Origin of the sequence: Streptomyces sp. NBC_01261 (assembly GCF_036226385.1) — a bacterium.
In the GTDB taxonomy this organism is placed as follows: Bacteria; Actinomycetota; Actinomycetes; order Streptomycetales; family Streptomycetaceae; genus Streptomyces.
Genome location: NZ_CP108463.1, coordinates 10,881,878 through 10,896,837, shown reverse-complemented (window position 1 = coordinate 10,896,837; position 14,960 = coordinate 10,881,878). Strand labels below are relative to the sequence as shown.

Below are 14,960 nucleotides of genomic sequence, written 5' to 3'. Positions count from 1 at the left end.
CGTGCTGTACACGACACGCACGACCGGTCAGCCGAGAGACGCGAGGTACTCCTGAGCCCGCGCGAGCGGCCACACCTCGCCGATCTTGTGCTTGATGTCGAAGAGGTTCGCCGCGTGGATGTCCGGGTCACGGTCGCCCACGGCCTCCTCGACCACGATCGGTACGAATCCGTGCTGCATCGCGTCCATGGCGGTGGCCCGGACGCAGCCGCTCGTCGACAGTCCGCCGATGAGCAGGGTGTCGATGCCGTTGGCCGTGAGGTGGGCGGCCAGTTCGGTGCCGAAGAAGGCGCTCGGGCACTGCTTCGTCACGGTCAGCTCGTGCGGCGCCGGGGACAGGCCGTCGATGAAATCGCCGAAGGGGTTGCCCTCCGCGAATACCCCCAGGACCGGCACCTTGCGTAGGAAGAGGCCGCCGTCGCTGCCGTCCGCCCGCAGCAGCACCCGCGTGACGATCACCGGGACACCGGCCCGGCGGGCGTCGGCCAGGAGGAGCCGCATCGCGTCGGCCGCCGGTTCGACACCGGCGTAGAGCGGGCAGTCCGGGTCGATGTAGGCGCGGGCGGGGTCCACCAGGATCAGGGCCGGGGACGTGCCGGGGGTGAGTTGTCCGTCGAACCCGGCACGTTCGTAGTCCTCCTGCGCGGAAGCGGAACCGGTCATGGCGTCGTCCTTCGTGAAGTGGCGGACTCCGGTGGGGTGTTGACGGCCGCTGCCTCAGCGGTACGGGGTGCCCGCAGCGACGTGGGAAAGGCCAGGCAGATCACTCCCCCGACCGCGACGACGCCCGTGAGGACGAACCCCGTGGCGCGGATGTTGGCGACGAAGCGGTCCAACTCGCCGGACGCGAGCACGTTCAGGGTGTTCAGTGTCCCGTCGTACGCGGCCTGGCGGGCCGGTTCGCTCAGCCCGGTCGTCGTGAACGCGAGGGCGAGGGCCGTGCTGAGGAGGTAGCCCACGTTCTGTGTGGTGGAGCGCAGGCCGTTGGCCATGCCGCGTCGGTCGGCCGGTACGCCGAGCATCAGGGCGCTGGTGCTCGGCGTCATGAACAGCCCGGTGCCGGCCCCGACGAGGAAGAGGAACGGGGCCACGGCCAGGAACGGCACGGTCGTCGTCGAGAGCGTCAGCGAGAAGCCCAGCAGTCCGCAGGCCGTGACCGCCATGCCTGTCGTCGTCAGTGTGCGCGGGGTGAAGCGGTCGAAGAGGGAACCGGCGGCGGCCGAGGTGATCAGCGTGCCGGCCGCGACCGGTGTCACCAGCACCCCCGCCTCCAGGGACGTGGCGCCGCCCACCGCCTGCTCGTGCAGGGACGCCAGGAGGACGACGGCGTAGCTGCCGACCGCGTTGGCGAGGACGGCGGCGAGCACGAGGGCGATCGCGCGGGTGCGCAGCAGCGCCACGTCGACCAGGGGGTGCGAGCGCCGCGTCTGCACGGCGACGAAGGCCGTGAACAGCACAACGGTCGCGGCGCCGCAGGCCCACGGCAGCCAGTCGGCGACGGTGGAGGTGACACCGGGGGTCAGGGTGAGGACGAGCGCGGTCAGCATCGCCGTGGACAACAGCGCGCCCGGCAGGTCGAACGGCTCGCGGACCCGGCCGACCCGCGCTCCGGTCGCCGGAACGGCCAGGACCGACGCACCGATCGCGACCAGCCCGATCGGCACGCAGACGACGAACAGCCCACGCCAGCCGAGCAGTTCGGTCGCGGCGCCGCCGACGACCGGTCCGGCGACCTGGGCCGTGGCGGCCACGGTGACGTTCCAGCCGAGGGCCCGGCCCAGCGTCCGTGCGGGGAACACGTCGGTCAGCAGGGCCGTGTTGTTGGTGATCACGGCGGCGGCACCGACGCCCTGCACGACCCGGGCCGCGATCAGGAACCCGGCCGACGGGGAGAGCGCCGCGAGCCCGGTCCCGGCGGTGAAGACCACGAGCCCGGCGAGATACAGGCTGCGGCGTCCGACGATGTCGGCGAGCCGGCCGAAGACGAGGATCAGGGCGGTGGTGACCAGCATGTAGCCGAGCAGGATCCAGTCGGCCTGCCCGGGCTCGGCCCCCAGCTCCCGGGTGATCGTGGGCAGCGCGACGGCGAGACCGCTCATGTTCAGGAACACGGCCACCACCCCCACGGCGGTGGCCGCGAACACCCGCCACGGACCTCGTCCGACGGTCACCACCGCGGGCCCGGGCCGTCCGGAGCGACGGTCACTCGGCGAGGGACCGTGACTTCATCAGCGGCTGGATGCGGGTGCCGAAGTTCTCCAGGCCCACGAGGAAGTCGTCGAAGACGAGCATGATCCCCTTGGTGCCCTCGACCTCCGCGACCTCGTCGAGCATCTTCGCCACGGACTCGTACGACCCGACCAGCGTGCCCATGTTGAGGTTGACCGCGCCCTCGGGCAGCACGATGGTGCGGGCGGTGGAGGTGTCGTCGGCGGTGGTGTCGGTGGCGGATTCGCCGGCCATGTACGCCAGCGCCGCGTGGTCGGCGTTGTCGTGGTAGTCCTGCCACTTCGCCCGGGCCGCCTCGTCGGTCTCGTCGGCGATGATCATGAAGAGGGAGAGCGCGCCGACGTCCCGGCCCGTCCCCTCCGCCGCGTCCACGAGCGAGGCCGTGGTGTCCGACAGGGCAAGGGGGGTGTTGACCCCGCTGCCCAGGATGAAGTTGTACTCGGCGTGCTCGGCGGCGAACCGGATGCCCGTGGGGCTCTGTCCGGCCGCGACGATGTCGATGTGCCCGTCCGCCGGGCGCGGCGAGAGCACGCAGTCGTCCATCTCGTAGAACTCGCCCTTGAAGTTGCTGACGCCCTCGCTCCACAGCTCCTTCATCACGGTGACGTACTCGGCGGCGCGGGCGTAGCGGTTGCCGAAGTGTTCGTCGCCGGGCCACAGGCCCATCTGGGAGTACTCGCCCGGTGCCCAGCCGGTGACGATGTTGATGCCGAAGCGGCCCGGGGCGATCGAGTCGATCGTCGTGGCCATGCGGGCGACGATCGCCGGCGGCAGCACGAGGATCGGGGTGGAGGCGTACAGCTTGATCCGCTCGGTCACGGCGGCCAGGCCCGCCATCAGCGTGAACGACTCCAGGTTGTGGTCCCAGAACTCGGTCTCGCCGCCGAATCCCTTGAGTTTGATCATCGACAGCGCGAAGTCGAGCCCATGCTCCTCGGCCTTCTGCACGATGGCCTTGTTCAGCTCGAAGCTCGGCAGGTACTGGGGTGAACTCTTCGATATGAGCCAACCGTTGTTGCCGATGGGGATGAATACGCCGATGTCCATGCCGCTCCTGTGTGACGGGTGGGCGGGGGTGAGCCTGACGGGGTGACAACGTCCGGACATGATCAAGGGGTTCCATACCCCGTTCACGACGCCCCGTTCCCCCGGATGCCGAGTATTGTCACCCGAGCGAACACGGGTGGTACGCCGGGGCAACTCGGTCTGGAACGCTGCCTGTTGAGAGCCGTGTGCGAGAGCGGGAGTCAAAGGTGGGAGTCCTGCGCAGCACCGCGTTATGTGAGGCGGGAACGGTAAAATTTACGGTATGAACGCACGTCTGGCTCTGCTCGGCACCGTGGACCCCGGCGTCACCGAGAGCGAAGTGTTCCGGCTGGCACTGCAGCACGCCGTGGGCGAGCTGGGCGCGCTCGGTGGGGCGATTCATCTGCGCGGGCCGATGTCCGCGCTGCGGCTGGTGTCGTCGACCGGTCTGCCGCCCGCCCTCACCCGCCCGTGGGAGATCATCGACCAGGAGGGCCCGACGGCCCCGGCCCGGGCCGTGCGCCAGGGCCATGGCGTGTGGGTGCCGGTGCGGCCCGCCACCGCGGGTCAGAAGCTCGCCTGGCCCGGCACCGGGCTGGCCGCCGTACCGGTGTCCGGCGGGGACCGCAGCATCGGCGCGCTCACGGTGCTGATGGGCGAGCAGGGCGGGCCCACCCCCCGACAGTGGGACTTCCTCCGGGATCTGGTCGCCTGGACCGAGGAGCGGATGCGGCAGGCGCCCCCGCCCTCCGGGCCTTCCCGGAGCGAGCCGAGCGGCCACCGTGACCGGCTTCGGCAGGCTCTGAAGGAGGTCAGCGTCGGCTCGTGGGACTGGGACATCCGGGGCGGCGAGCTGATCTGGGACGAGGCGGCCCTGGAGCTCTACGGCACCAGACCCGAGGACTACACCGCCAGGGTCGAGAACTGGATGGCGTGCGTCCACCCCGACGACCTCGCGCCGACGCTGGACGCGGTGGACCGGGCGATCCGCGAGCACGGCGTGTTCGAGGCCGAGTACCGGGTACGGCGCCTGGACGGCACGTACGGCTGGACGCGGGCCCGCGCCAGGGCGACCTACGACGAGCACGGCGAGCCCCTCCGGATGATCGGCGTGGGCTGGGAGAGCAACGAGTCCCGGACCGCCCGGGACGCGCTCAGCCGGGCCCTGCGCCACATGAGCGACGGGTTCCTCGCGGTGGACGACGAGTGGCGGATCACCTTCGCCAACCTGGAGGCGGAGCGCACGCTGGGCCTCTCCGAGGAGGAGCTGTTCGGGCGTCTCCTGTGGGAGCTGCCCACGGTACGGAACGTCCCCGGCCTGGAGGACCGCTGCCGCAGGGCCGCGGCCGAGGAGACGCCCGTCGGCTTCGACGCCCAGCTGGAGGGCACCGGCCGCCGCCACCACCTGCGGCTGGTCCCGGGTCCCGACGGAGTCACCCTCTACCTCACCGATGTCACCGAGAAGCGGCAGCACGAGGAGGAGCGCCGGGCGTCCGAGCTGGCGGTGGCCCGACGCGCGGTCCGGATGGGTGAACTGACGGCCGCCCTCGCCAAGGCGACGACCTCGAAGGACGTGGTGGCCGCGGTGGCCCGCCGGGTACTGCCGCCGTTCGCCGCCGCCGGGCTCCTGGTGCAGGCCGTCGAGGGCGACCGGCTGCACACCGTGGGAGCGGACGGCTACCCGGACGACTTCCTGGCCACCGTCGACGGCCGCGTCCGGACGCCCGGTGAGCCGGGCTGGGACGTGATCGCCTCCGGTGTGCCGCTGTTCCTCTCCTCGGCCGAGGAGTACGCGGCCCACTACCCCGAGCTGGCCGCCAGACCGGAACGGGCGGAGAAGGAGGCGTGGGCGTTCCTCCCGCTGACGGCGTCCGGCAAGACCTTCGGCGTCTGCGTCGTCGCCTTCGACCGCGCCCGCCGGCTCACCGACGAGGAACGCACCCTGCTGACCACGATCAGCGCCCTCGTCGCCCAGGCCCTGGAACGAGCCCGGCTCTACGACGCCGAGCACACCCGTTCCCGCGAACTCCAGCGGAGCCTGCTCCCCCGGGCGCTGCCCGAGCTGCCGGCGTGCACCGCGGCCGCCCGCTACCTTCCCGCGGGCCAGGGCATGGACGTGGGCGGCGACTGGTACGACATCATCCCGCTCTCCGGTGGCCAGGTGGCCCTGGTGGTCGGCGACGTCATGGGCCACGGCCTCCCGGAGGCGGCGACGATGGGCCGCCTGCGCACCGCGCTGCACACCCTCGCCGACCTGGAACTGCCGCCCGACGAGATCATGAGCCACCTCAACGAACTCGTCTCCGGTATGGGCGAGGAGTCGTACGTGACGTGTCTGTACGCGCTCTACGACTCGACGACCCAGATCTGTTCCATCGCCGGGGCCGGTCATCCGCCACCGGCGGTGGTCCACCCGGACGGCACCGTGCACTTCCCGGAACTGTCGGCCGATCCGCCCCTCGGCGCGGCGAAACCCCCTTTCGAGACGGTCGAGTTGAAGGTGCCGGAGGGAAGTCTCCTCGTGCTCTACACCGACGGCCTGGTCGAGTCGTCGAAGCGCGAGATGGACGAGGGCATGGCGGACCTGGCCCGCCTCCTGAGTACGGCGATCCGGACCGAGTCCGGTGCGGAGGCGGACCTGGAGCAGCTCTGCGACACCCTCACCGCGGGTCTGCTCCCCGCCGAGCACTCGACGGCCGACGACGCCGCGCTCCTGGTCGCCCGCCTCCACGCCCTGACCAGCGACAGAATCGCCTCCTGGCCGCTCCCCCAGGACCCACGGGCGGCCGGCCAGGCCCGCCGTCACGTCCGGGAGCAGCTGCGCACCTGGGGCCTGGAGGACCTGACCCCGACCACCGAACTCCTGGCCAGCGAGCTGGTCGGCAACGTCGTCCGCCACGCCAAGGGCCCGGTCAGCCTGCGCCTGCTGCACGGCGCCGAGCTGATCTGCGAGGTCTTCGACGGCAGCCTCACCATGCCCCGTATCCGCCGCGCCACGGAGACCGACGAGGGCGGTCGCGGCCTGCAACTGGTCACCGCCCTCTCCCAGCGCTGGGGCACCCGTTACACGCCGACGGGCAAGTGCATCTGGACGGAGCAGACACTGGGCACGCCCGGGGACCAGCCGGAACTCCCCGACGACGCCTTGGAGTTGATGTTCCCGACGACGGTGGACTTCACCGGCGATCTCGACTCGCTGCCGTTCGGGGACGAGGACTGAGCGCCGAGTCGCGGACTCAGCGCGGTTCCATGCAAGTCTGCCGTAGCAGATCAGAGCAGCGGCGATTCCGGCGAAGGCGAGGAAGTGTCCTGCTTCGCGTTCGTACCGACGGTGCAGGCGGCGGCATCCGGCCAGCCAGGCGGTTGGGTCGGCCGTGCGGCGAGGTGCCCGCCGTGACAGGTCCTGTTCCGCGCGGCCTCCCGCCGAACCGGACATGACGGTTTCCCGGTCATCCGGCTCTCCAGTGACTACTGCGTGTCTGTTTTGGCAGGACGTTCTGAGTGGATGTGGTCGTGGCAGGTGTCGCAGGCCACGACGGTTTCGCGGCGTCGGTGAAGCATGACGCGCGCCCAGTCGGACGGCTGCCATCCGGCATGTGCGAGGTCGGCGAGGGCACGGACGGGGTGCACTTGCACGTTGCCCTTGATTCCGCAGATCTCGCAGGTGTCCGCCAGGAGTCTCGCGATGAGTTCCTTCTTGGGAGACACGGACTAAGTCACGTCCGGGCCACCACCGCACATACCGTCACGGATGAAACCGCCACCGACCTTCAGAAACGACATCCACCTTGCCGTCCTTCACACGAACAGCAGTCTCGTCGTCGATGAAGTAGATCGGGAAGTCCGCCCGCGCGGCGATTCGGTCGGCCCAGGCGTCGTCACGCTCGTGAAAGTACGGCGAGTCCAGATGCGGCTTGAGGTACCAGTCGAAGAGGCCGAACGGCGGTTCCAACGTCGTCACGCCGAGTGCCCGCAGGTCCGCGGCGTCCTCGAAGATGTCGGCAGAGTGCCTCGTGAGATGACGGCTGAGGATCATCGACCCGGCACTGGCCCCTACGTAGACCCGACTCTCCAGCACCTCCAGGAAAACATCCGTCAGACCGTTGGCGGTGATGCTGCGTGCGAGGTGGTACGGGTTACCGCCCTCGGCATAGATGACGTCGGCGTGGAGCAGACGGTCGACCACCAACTGCCGCGGCAGCCCGTTGAGTTCCAGGATGTCGAACTCCCGCCAGTCGAGACGGTGCAGCCGGTTCATGTCCTCGACGACCCATCCGTGATCGCCGGGCTGGGCAACCGACGCCGTGGGAACAAACACGACATTCGCCGAACGGAACGGCTTGCCCAGCATGTCCCGCAGAGCGTCCCGCAGCGTCTCGTTGCGCAGACCGCTCGCCGTCAGCAGAAAGTTCATCGGACAAGCCAAGCACGAGCGACGAGCACGGGCAACGAACCGAAATCAGCATCGCCAGTGAATCCCTTTCATCCTGAACAGTCGCAGGTCCAGCGTGTGGGGATGGCCTGGACGGTGGTGCCAAGACGCCGGGTGACATATCAGGTTCGCCGGAGCACTCGCCAGGACTTCAGCTGCGTGAAGGCGCGCTCGCCGGAAGGCCGCGGCCGAGCGTGATGACGGTCGAACTCCCGGTAGCGGTCTGGCTGTTCGTGCTGGTGGTAGTCGAGGGTGCGGACAGTGGCGCCGGCATGCTGGACCAAGGCCTCGGCCAGACCGCTAGGACCTCAAGCGGCCCTGCGACGCAGCGCCAGGCCGTCCCACAACGACGACGCGCTCCTGCTCAACACGCAGACAGGGACGGGGACTTCGTCTCTTACGAGAGTCGGCCCACCGTCACGGGGGTAAGCGGTGGGCCGACCGGTTCTACGGTGCCACACGCGGTGGACGTTCACGTCCCCGACGGAGTTCGATCAACGACAGTGCCGGGGACGTCATCACGGTGGAGACGAAGGCCATGAAGACGAACATGGTGAACAGGGCCGGGCTGATGACACCCAGGTCGAGACCGACGTTGAGGACAATCAGTTCGGTCAGGCCACGGCAGTTCATCAGCGCACCGAGCGACAGTGCCTCCTGCCAGACGCTCCCCGTGGCCAGTGCGGCGATCGTCGTACTGCCCCACTTGACGACGACGGCCACGGTCACGAGCAGCAGACACCACACCCACGTGCGCCAGTTCGCGCCGAAGAGACCGAAGTCCGTGCGCAGCCCGGAGTAGACGAAGAAGAGAGGCAGCAGCAGCGTCTCGGTCATCCCGCGCATACGGACGGTCGCTCGCTCCACCTTCTCCGAACCCCGTGGCATCACCGCACCCAGCAGGAACGCGCCGAAGATCGAGTGGATGCCGATCCACTGGGTGGTGAAGGCGCAGAGCATGATGCCGCAGCACAGGACCGGGAGGATCGCCCCGTCCGGGGATCCGCCCTCGGCCCGCTCACTTTCGTCGAGCCGAGAACCGTACGACCAGCGCAGCAGTGCCGGTCGTACGGCGAGCCACATGACCAGCGCGAAGGATGCGGCGAGGACCACCGTCACCGCGACGCCCGTGAACGACGAGTGTTCGACGACGGCCACGACCACTGCCAGCAGGCACCAGGCCGTGACGTCGCCGATCGCAGCTCCCGCCAGGGCGGTGGTTCCGACGGCGGTGTCGTTGAGACCGCGGTGGGTCACGATGCGGGCCAGGACGGGAAACGCCGTGATGCTCATCGACACACCGAAGAACAGCGCGAACGCAGTGAACCCGATCTTCTCCGGAGCATACGATCGGTACATCAGGAATGCGAGAGCGATGCCCGCGAGCAGGGGCACCGCCACCCCGACGTGGCTGATGACCAGCACGTTCCTGCCGCGTCGGCCGATGCCCCGGAAGTCGGTCTCCTGGCCGACCAGGAACATGAAGAAGACGAGGCCGAGCTGAGCGAGCGCGTTGAGCGGCTCGATCAGCGGCTGGGGCAACAGCCAGTCGTAGCCCGCCGGCCACAACAGACCGAGGAAGGACGGACCGAGCAGGATGCCGGCGAGGATCTCGCCGATCACCGTCGGCTGGGACAGGCGGCGCATCAGACGCCCCGTCAACTGGCAGCTCGCCAGGATCACGGACAGCGTCACCAGAAGCCGTTGCACGGTATCGAACAGGGACGCGGACCGTGGCGCGGTCCCCGTGGCGTCCGGCGTGTCCAGCACGTCGCTGCCCAGGTGAAGCAGCAACGGGGCGAGCGCCACGGGGAGCACGACGAGGGCCGCGTAGAGGATCCATGGGCGAGCGCTGCGCATTCGGGGCAGCTGCTCATGTTCACGTAGCGTGCTCATCAGGCGCCCGTCGACGAAGCTGCCGCCGCCCAGGGGTCGTTGATGTCCAGGGCGCCCTCGGGAAGACTCACGGCATCCGTGCTCCAGCCCCAGATCGCGCACAGCCGTCGTCGGGGGTCGTTGTGCGAGTCCCTGCCGTGCAGCATGCGGTAGTTGTCGATGCAGAGCAGGTCGCCGGCTTCCAGCCGGAACATCGGCCCGTGGTCGCGCGCGGACAGGACCGCGTGCTCCCAACGACGGACGAAGGTCCGGTCCCGCTCCCGCGTCGGTCCGTCCGCGGCGGAGAGGTAGGGGTGGTAGCGCCCCTGGAAGCGCCCGCGTGGAGTCAGACGCACCAAGGGCTGGAGGCGGTCCTGCGGGTAGTTCGGCTCCGAGTGGTCGACGGCGACGTTCCAGCAGAACGGGATCATGTCGGCGTTGTCGGGGTCGGCCGCGAAGAGATCGAGGAGGCGCGAGGTGTCGACGAGGAAGGAATCTCCCCCGACTGCGGCGGGGCGTTCACACCAGAGGAACAGGTGGTCCGGTGCGAAGTCACCGAAGGCGTAACCGTCGTTGTGCGGTGGCATGCGCTCCGTGGCCAGGGTGAATGCCCGTTTACGGCCCTTGTCGTCGGACGGCTGTTCTGCGACGGCCCGGGCCTGGGCCGCCTCGTTGCGCTGGGTCGCCTCGATCTGCCTGCCGATCCTCACCCCCTTGGTGCCCAGGCTGCGCAGTCCCGCGGAGAGCGCCGTCCGTTCGTCGGGTACGCCGGTGAGAACCGCCGCGCCGTCCCGGCGGACGAGGTCCGAGACCTCGTCCGTGGAGAACACGCGAACCGGTACGACACTCGCCTCGGTCCACTTCATCCGCTCACCCCCGCAGTCCGGCCCGACGAGCACGGCCTCAGTCCGTCGATCCCTGTGCCTGCTGCCCACCCAGCCCCTCGAAGCGCTTGGCGATGAAGTCGCCCCAGGTGGCGTCCAGCGTCATCAGCTCGCCGTCCACCATCTGCCACTGCCGCGCCTTGTGCGGCGGATAGGCGAACATCACGGACGACAGCCGGGTGTAGTCGCCCCCGGTGTTCGAGCAGTGGACACGGTGGGTGGAGGGCCGGAACTGGCCCGAGGAGGCGTGCGTCAGCATGCGGCCGATGTTGCACAGGACGATGTCCGTCTTGGCTATGACCGGCTCGACCCAGGTGCCGTCGTGCAGGATGTACTGCAACCCCTGGTCGGAGGACGGCAGTTGCAGCCCCAGCATCTGGATTCCGGAGTGCTCGTGGGCCAGGACCTCCCGGCCGTTCACATCGCGGTAGTAGATGACCCGGAGGTTGGTGGCGTCGCGGGAGAGCTCGAACTCCGGGGTGCCGGGCGGCATGATGCCGCGGACGACCTCACCGAAGCCCGAAATGGTCCTGAAGGCCAGGCCGAAGACGTCACGTGCGGCGTCCCCGAACGTGGGGAATGCGCTCAGGACATCTCCGGCGTGCGGCGGCCTGTCCTCCAGCATGGCACCGCTGACGTGGATGAACTCCTTGGGGTCGGGCACTCCCTCGGCCAGTCGCGGTATCTCCGAGAGGTAGGAGAAGTAGCCGTGCGTTCCGCCGGCGGCCAACTGCGGGACACGGGAGAACTCGTAGTCCGAGAGCCGGGGTTCGGGCGAGAGACAGGCCGAGGCGAACTCGCTCATCATGCGCTCGACCTTCTCGCCGATGCCGGGCACCTCGGCTGCCATGAACCCCCAGTTCGCGAGCTGATCCGCGATCTCCGGTCCGGCGTCGAGCACATCCTGCTCGATCTGCTCCATCCTGATGACTGGGACCTTGCCGCTCAGCGGCATCGGAGTCACGTCCATGGGAGATTTCCCTTCTTGGGTGGGTTTCGAACGGGATCGGGATACTCAGCGCGAGGGTTGCGGAGACGGGCGTCCGACCTGCGGCGGCCGGACCTGGCCGATGGCCGCCAGCGCCTGCGGCAGGGTGAACGCACCCGCGTACAGGGCTTTGCCGACGACCACTCCTTCGACGCCTTCCGCGGTGAGGGCGGTCAGGGCGCGCAGGTCGTCGAGGGTCGCCACGCCCCCCGACGCGACGACCGCCCGGTCCGTGGCGGCACACACCGCGCTCAGAAGTTCGAGGTTGGGGCCCGTCATGGTGCCGTCCCGGCCGATGTCGGTGACGACGTAACGCGCGCAGCCGGCCGCATCCAGGCGGGCCAGGGTCTGATACAGGTCACCTCCGTCACTGGTCCAGCCGCGGCCCTTGAGGATGCCGCCGCTCACGTCCAGGCTGACGGCGATCCTGTCGCCGTGCTCGGCGATGACGCGGGCGATCCAGGCGGGGTGCTCCAGAGCGGCGGTCCCCAGGTTCACCCGCCGACAGCCGGTGGCCAGGGCCGCCGCGAGGGTGGCGTCGTCTCGGATGCCGCCGCACAACTCCACCGCGATGTCGACGGTTTCGACGATCTCGGCGATGAGCTCACGGTTGGATCCGGTGCCGAACGCGGCGTCCAGGTCGACCAGATGCAGCCATCGGGCGCCGGCCTGCTGCCAGGCGAGCGCCGCTCGCAGAGGGGAGCCGTACGACGTTTCGGTACCCGACTCGCCACGGACGAGGCGGACGGCCAGCCCGTCACGGATGTCCACGGCGGGGAAGAACTCAAGCTGTTTCGGCATCGCAGCAGCATCTCGATCCAGTCGGTGGACAGGTGTCTTCCGGCGAGGCTGGAGTTCTCAGGACCGTGCTCGGCGACTCGATTTCGAGGACGGCCTTTCCTCTTGATTCGGCGACGAATACACCGGAGAAATAAAAGGCTTAGGGTCGTCGAATTGCGCCGTGCTCACCGGACGATATTACATGCGACCCCGGACGGCGAGGTAAACGAACGGCTACCACTTTCGTCCGCCTGCCCTCCCTCTTGACGCCGCGCGACAGTGCGTGGACCGTCAAAAGGGCGCAGCCTTCTTGCCTGTCCAGAGGCTGGGCCCGATCAGCGCCCACGGAACCCGGTCGATTCCAGCAACAGACCGGATGACGTTCACGATTCAAAGGAGAATCATGTCCAGCGCCATTGTTCCCGGAATGCGCTCGGGAGACATGTCGGACGACGAACTTCTGGCTCTGCGCGAGCGGCGGGAGCCCGACATCGAGGGCAAGAGCAAGAAACTGTGGCTGCTGCCCGACGATCTGTGCCTGATCGAGATCATTCCGAGCATCCGCAGTTTCACCTTCAACCGGGATGAAATGGTGGCCGACACCGGGCCGTTACGTCTCGATTTCTACGAACGGGCGGCTGCCCGACTGGCCGCGGACGGTGTGCGAACGGCGTTCTCCAGGCGGGTGTCACCCATCTGCTATCTGGCCGAGTACTGCCCCGCGCCGCCGTTCGAGGTGATCGTGAAGAACCGCGCGGTGGGATCCACCCTCGTCAAGTACCCCGGTCTGTTCACGCCGGAACAGGTGCTGCCACGGCCCGTCGTGAAGTTCGACTACCGGACCGACCCTGAGGACCAGCCGATCGCGGAGGACTATCTGCGCGCGCTGGAGCTGCCCGTGGACGAGATGGCCCAGCTGGCTCTCAGGGTGAACAAGTCGCTCGGTTCATGGCTGCGTCCCGTGGAGGTCTGGGACTTCTGCCTCATCTTCGGCATGTCGCCCGATGGGGAACTCGTCCTCATTTCCGAGGTGTCCCAGGACTGCATGCGGCTACGGCATTCCGATGGCTCCTCCCTCGACAAGGACCTCTTCCGCAGGGGAGCCGGACACGGGGAGATCATCAGTGCTTGGCGGAGGCTGCTCGATGAACTCGGCTGACGCCCCCGTCGCCGTGGTGACCGGGGCGAACCGAGGCAGCGGCAGAAGCATCGCCGCCGAGCTCAAAGCCCGTGGATACCGCGTCTTCGGCCTCAACCGCACGGCCCTCGGCGAGGGCTGGCTCAACGAGGTCTCCTGCGACCTCGCGGACGCCGATCAGATCCGCCTCGCCGTCGATCGGGTACTCGCGGAGGCCGGCCGCGTGGACGTCTGCGTATTCAACGCCGTCGACCGCGCGCTGGAGCCGATCTCCTCGATGGACGCCGACGACTGGGAACGCACCCTGGCAGTCAATCTCAGCTCCCACTTCCACCTCACGCGCCTTCTGCTGCCGGCCGTACGAGCCAGCCGCGGTCAGTTCGTCTTCATGGGGAGCCACGCCGGGACGCACTATTTCGAAGGGGGCGCCGCGTACAGCGCGGCCAAGGCGGCACTGGGCGCCTTCGTCGAGACCCTTCTCCTGGAGGAACGCCCGCACGGCGTCCGCGCCTGTCTGGTCTCCCCCGGTGCCATCGCCAACCTGGACGGCGACAACTCCGCGCACAAGATGTCCGTCGACTCGATCGCCCGCTGCGTCGCATCGGTCATCGACCTTCCGCACGACATGACCGTGGGACAGATCGAGATCAGGCCCGCCAGCCCGCTGCGGGCTTCCGTCACCGGCATCGACCGGCTGCTTTACGTCTGAGGAGAACGCATGCTCTCCCTAGCTCTGCCCAAGGGCTCTTCCCTGGAGGAGCGCACACTGGACCTGTTCGCCACGGCAGGTCTGGAGGTACGGCGCAGCTCGCCCCACACCTACCGCGGCAGCATCGAGTACGGCGGCGGCATCGAGGTGGCCTTCTACAAGCCGCGCGAGATCCCACTCGTGGTGGAGAGCGGATCATTCGACTTCGGTCTGACCGGCGCGGACTGGATCGAGGAGGCGGCGGCGAAGGTCGAGACGCTGGAGTCGTTCACCTACTCCAAGCTGACGGACGCGCCCTGGCGGATCGTCCTCGCCGTTCCGGCGGGGCACCCGGCAACGCACGCCGGGGAGTTGGCGAGCGGTACACGGGTGGCGTCGGAGTACGTCAACCTGGGGCGGAAGTTCTTCCTCGACATCGGCCTGACCGTACACATGGTGAGGTCCTACGGGGCCACCGAGGCCAAGATCCCCGAGCTGGCCGACGCGGTGATAGACGTCGTGGAGACAGGTGACTCCCTACGGCGCAACGGGCTTCGAATCCTGCAAACCATCCGCACCTGCGCGCCCCAGGTCATCGCCTGCCCCGCGTCCCTCTCCGACGAGGGCAAGCGCGAACACATCCGCAGTGTGGTGCACCGGTTGAGCGCGGCGGGCCCCGGCAAATCCCGTGTCCTGATCACGTCGCGGGTCCCGGTTCAGAAGCTGTCCGCAGTGGCGCCCCTCATGCCCGTCGGGTCATGGCGGGCGGGAGTGGACCTGGTCGACGCCGACATCATCGTGCTCCAGGGCCTGGCACCGGTGACCGAACTGGTGACGGTCACGGACGCCATCCTCAGAGCCGGCGCGATGGAGGTCACCGAGTCCGACGTGCTCAAGACCGTGTCTGCCCCGAGGTGAGT

The 14,960-nt window shown here is 68.8% G+C and carries 13 protein-coding genes and 1 pseudogene; 4 read left to right on the top strand and 10 right to left on the bottom strand.

The window, feature by feature from the left end:
* Positions 1 to 27: 27 nt before the first annotated feature.
* From OG226_RS48495 to rutA, 3 genes are read right to left on the bottom strand one after another with little or no spacing between them, the layout of a single operon-like run.
* Positions 28 to 663 carry an isochorismatase family protein gene (locus OG226_RS48495; RefSeq protein ID WP_329352829.1) on the bottom strand — a complete coding sequence of 212 codons (636 nt, stop codon included), beginning with the start codon at positions 661 to 663 and terminating at the stop codon, positions 28 to 30.
* Positions 660 to 2,171: an MFS transporter gene (locus OG226_RS48490; RefSeq protein ID WP_329352828.1), complete on the bottom strand. Its 1,512-nt coding sequence runs from the start codon at positions 2,169 to 2,171 to the stop codon at positions 660 to 662. The genes OG226_RS48495 and OG226_RS48490 overlap by 4 nt, the downstream gene beginning before the upstream one ends.
* 31 nt (positions 2,172 to 2,202) lie before the next feature.
* A complete protein-coding gene (rutA, locus tag OG226_RS48485) occupies positions 2,203 to 3,276 on the bottom strand; it encodes a pyrimidine utilization protein A (protein WP_328685909.1) in 1,074 nt (357 codons plus the stop codon).
* A gap of 262 nt (positions 3,277 to 3,538) precedes the next feature.
* Between rutA and OG226_RS48480 the strand changes: the two genes are divergently transcribed.
* Entirely contained in the window at positions 3,539 to 6,475 is a 2,937-nt protein-coding gene (locus OG226_RS48480; protein WP_329352827.1) for a SpoIIE family protein phosphatase, read from the top strand.
* Between the two features lie 33 nt (positions 6,476 to 6,508).
* Here the strand turns inward: OG226_RS48480 and OG226_RS48475 are convergent.
* The 7 genes and pseudogenes from OG226_RS48475 to priA all read right to left on the bottom strand — a co-directional run.
* Positions 6,509 to 6,616 (bottom strand): annotated as a pseudogene (locus tag OG226_RS48475) (IS5/IS1182 family transposase); the annotation flags it as partial.
* A 107-nt stretch (positions 6,617 to 6,723) separates the two neighbouring features.
* Entirely contained in the window at positions 6,724 to 6,963 is a 240-nt protein-coding gene (locus OG226_RS48470) for an HNH endonuclease (RefSeq protein ID WP_329352826.1), read from the bottom strand.
* Positions 6,964 to 7,000: 37 nt separating this feature from the next.
* Positions 7,001 to 7,669, bottom strand: coding sequence for a Type 1 glutamine amidotransferase-like domain-containing protein (locus tag OG226_RS48465; protein ID WP_328685906.1), 669 nt, complete (start codon positions 7,667 to 7,669; stop codon positions 7,001 to 7,003).
* A 465-nt stretch (positions 7,670 to 8,134) separates the two neighbouring features.
* Positions 8,135 to 9,547 carry a cation:proton antiporter gene (locus OG226_RS48460; RefSeq protein ID WP_329352825.1) on the bottom strand — a complete coding sequence of 471 codons (1,413 nt, stop codon included), beginning with the start codon at positions 9,545 to 9,547 and terminating at the stop codon, positions 8,135 to 8,137.
* Positions 9,548 to 9,582: 35 nt separating this feature from the next.
* Positions 9,583 to 10,428, bottom strand: coding sequence for a TauD/TfdA family dioxygenase (locus tag OG226_RS48455; protein WP_329352824.1), 846 nt, complete (start codon positions 10,426 to 10,428; stop codon positions 9,583 to 9,585).
* 37 nt (positions 10,429 to 10,465) lie between these two features.
* Complete coding sequence (locus OG226_RS48450) at positions 10,466 to 11,416, bottom strand: 2OG-Fe(II) oxygenase family protein (RefSeq protein WP_329352823.1); 951 nt, start codon at positions 11,414 to 11,416, stop codon at positions 10,466 to 10,468.
* A gap of 45 nt (positions 11,417 to 11,461) precedes the next feature.
* Entirely contained in the window at positions 11,462 to 12,235 is a 774-nt protein-coding gene (gene priA / locus OG226_RS48445) for a bifunctional 1-(5-phosphoribosyl)-5-((5-phosphoribosylamino)methylideneamino)imidazole-4-carboxamide isomerase/phosphoribosylanthranilate isomerase PriA (RefSeq protein WP_329352822.1), read from the bottom strand.
* Positions 12,236 to 12,617: 382 nt separating this feature from the next.
* Between priA and OG226_RS48440 the strand changes: the two genes are divergently transcribed.
* From OG226_RS48440 to hisG, 3 genes are read left to right on the top strand one after another with little or no spacing between them, the layout of a single operon-like run.
* Complete coding sequence (locus OG226_RS48440) at positions 12,618 to 13,373, top strand: phosphoribosylaminoimidazolesuccinocarboxamide synthase (RefSeq protein ID WP_329352821.1); 756 nt, start codon at positions 12,618 to 12,620, stop codon at positions 13,371 to 13,373.
* Entirely contained in the window at positions 13,360 to 14,061 is a 702-nt protein-coding gene (locus tag OG226_RS48435; protein WP_329352820.1) for an SDR family oxidoreductase, read from the top strand. The genes OG226_RS48440 and OG226_RS48435 overlap by 14 nt, the downstream gene beginning before the upstream one ends.
* A gap of 9 nt (positions 14,062 to 14,070) precedes the next feature.
* The gene (gene hisG, locus OG226_RS48430; protein WP_328685898.1) at positions 14,071 to 14,958 is read left to right on the top strand and encodes an ATP phosphoribosyltransferase; all 888 of its coding nucleotides are present in this window, start codon (positions 14,071 to 14,073) and stop codon (positions 14,956 to 14,958) included.
* Positions 14,959 to 14,960: the final 2 nt, after the last annotated feature.

What these genes read in the sequence shown, in the direction of transcription:
- OG226_RS48455 (WP_329352824.1), bottom strand. Translation starts at nt 10,428, where the DNA reads ATGAAGTGGACCGAGGCGAGTGTCGTACCGGTTCGCGTGTTCTCCACG.
- OG226_RS48495 (WP_329352829.1), bottom strand. Translation starts at nt 663, where the DNA reads ATGACCGGTTCCGCTTCCGCGCAGGAGGACTACGAACGTGCCGGGTTC.
- OG226_RS48460 (WP_329352825.1), bottom strand. Translation starts at nt 9,547, where the DNA reads ATGCGCAGCGCTCGCCCATGGATCCTCTACGCGGCCCTCGTCGTGCTC.
- OG226_RS48480 (WP_329352827.1), top strand. Translation starts at nt 3,539, where the DNA reads ATGAACGCACGTCTGGCTCTGCTCGGCACCGTGGACCCCGGCGTCACC.
- rutA (WP_328685909.1), bottom strand. Translation starts at nt 3,276, where the DNA reads ATGGACATCGGCGTATTCATCCCCATCGGCAACAACGGTTGGCTCATA.
- hisG (WP_328685898.1), top strand. Translation starts at nt 14,071, where the DNA reads ATGCTCTCCCTAGCTCTGCCCAAGGGCTCTTCCCTGGAGGAGCGCACA.
- OG226_RS48450 (WP_329352823.1), bottom strand. Translation starts at nt 11,416, where the DNA reads ATGGACGTGACTCCGATGCCGCTGAGCGGCAAGGTCCCAGTCATCAGG.
- priA (WP_329352822.1), bottom strand. Translation starts at nt 12,235, where the DNA reads ATGCCGAAACAGCTTGAGTTCTTCCCCGCCGTGGACATCCGTGACGGG.
- OG226_RS48435 (WP_329352820.1), top strand. Translation starts at nt 13,360, where the DNA reads ATGAACTCGGCTGACGCCCCCGTCGCCGTGGTGACCGGGGCGAACCGA.
- OG226_RS48465 (WP_328685906.1), bottom strand. Translation starts at nt 7,669, where the DNA reads ATGAACTTTCTGCTGACGGCGAGCGGTCTGCGCAACGAGACGCTGCGG.
- OG226_RS48440 (WP_329352821.1), top strand. Translation starts at nt 12,618, where the DNA reads ATGTCCAGCGCCATTGTTCCCGGAATGCGCTCGGGAGACATGTCGGAC.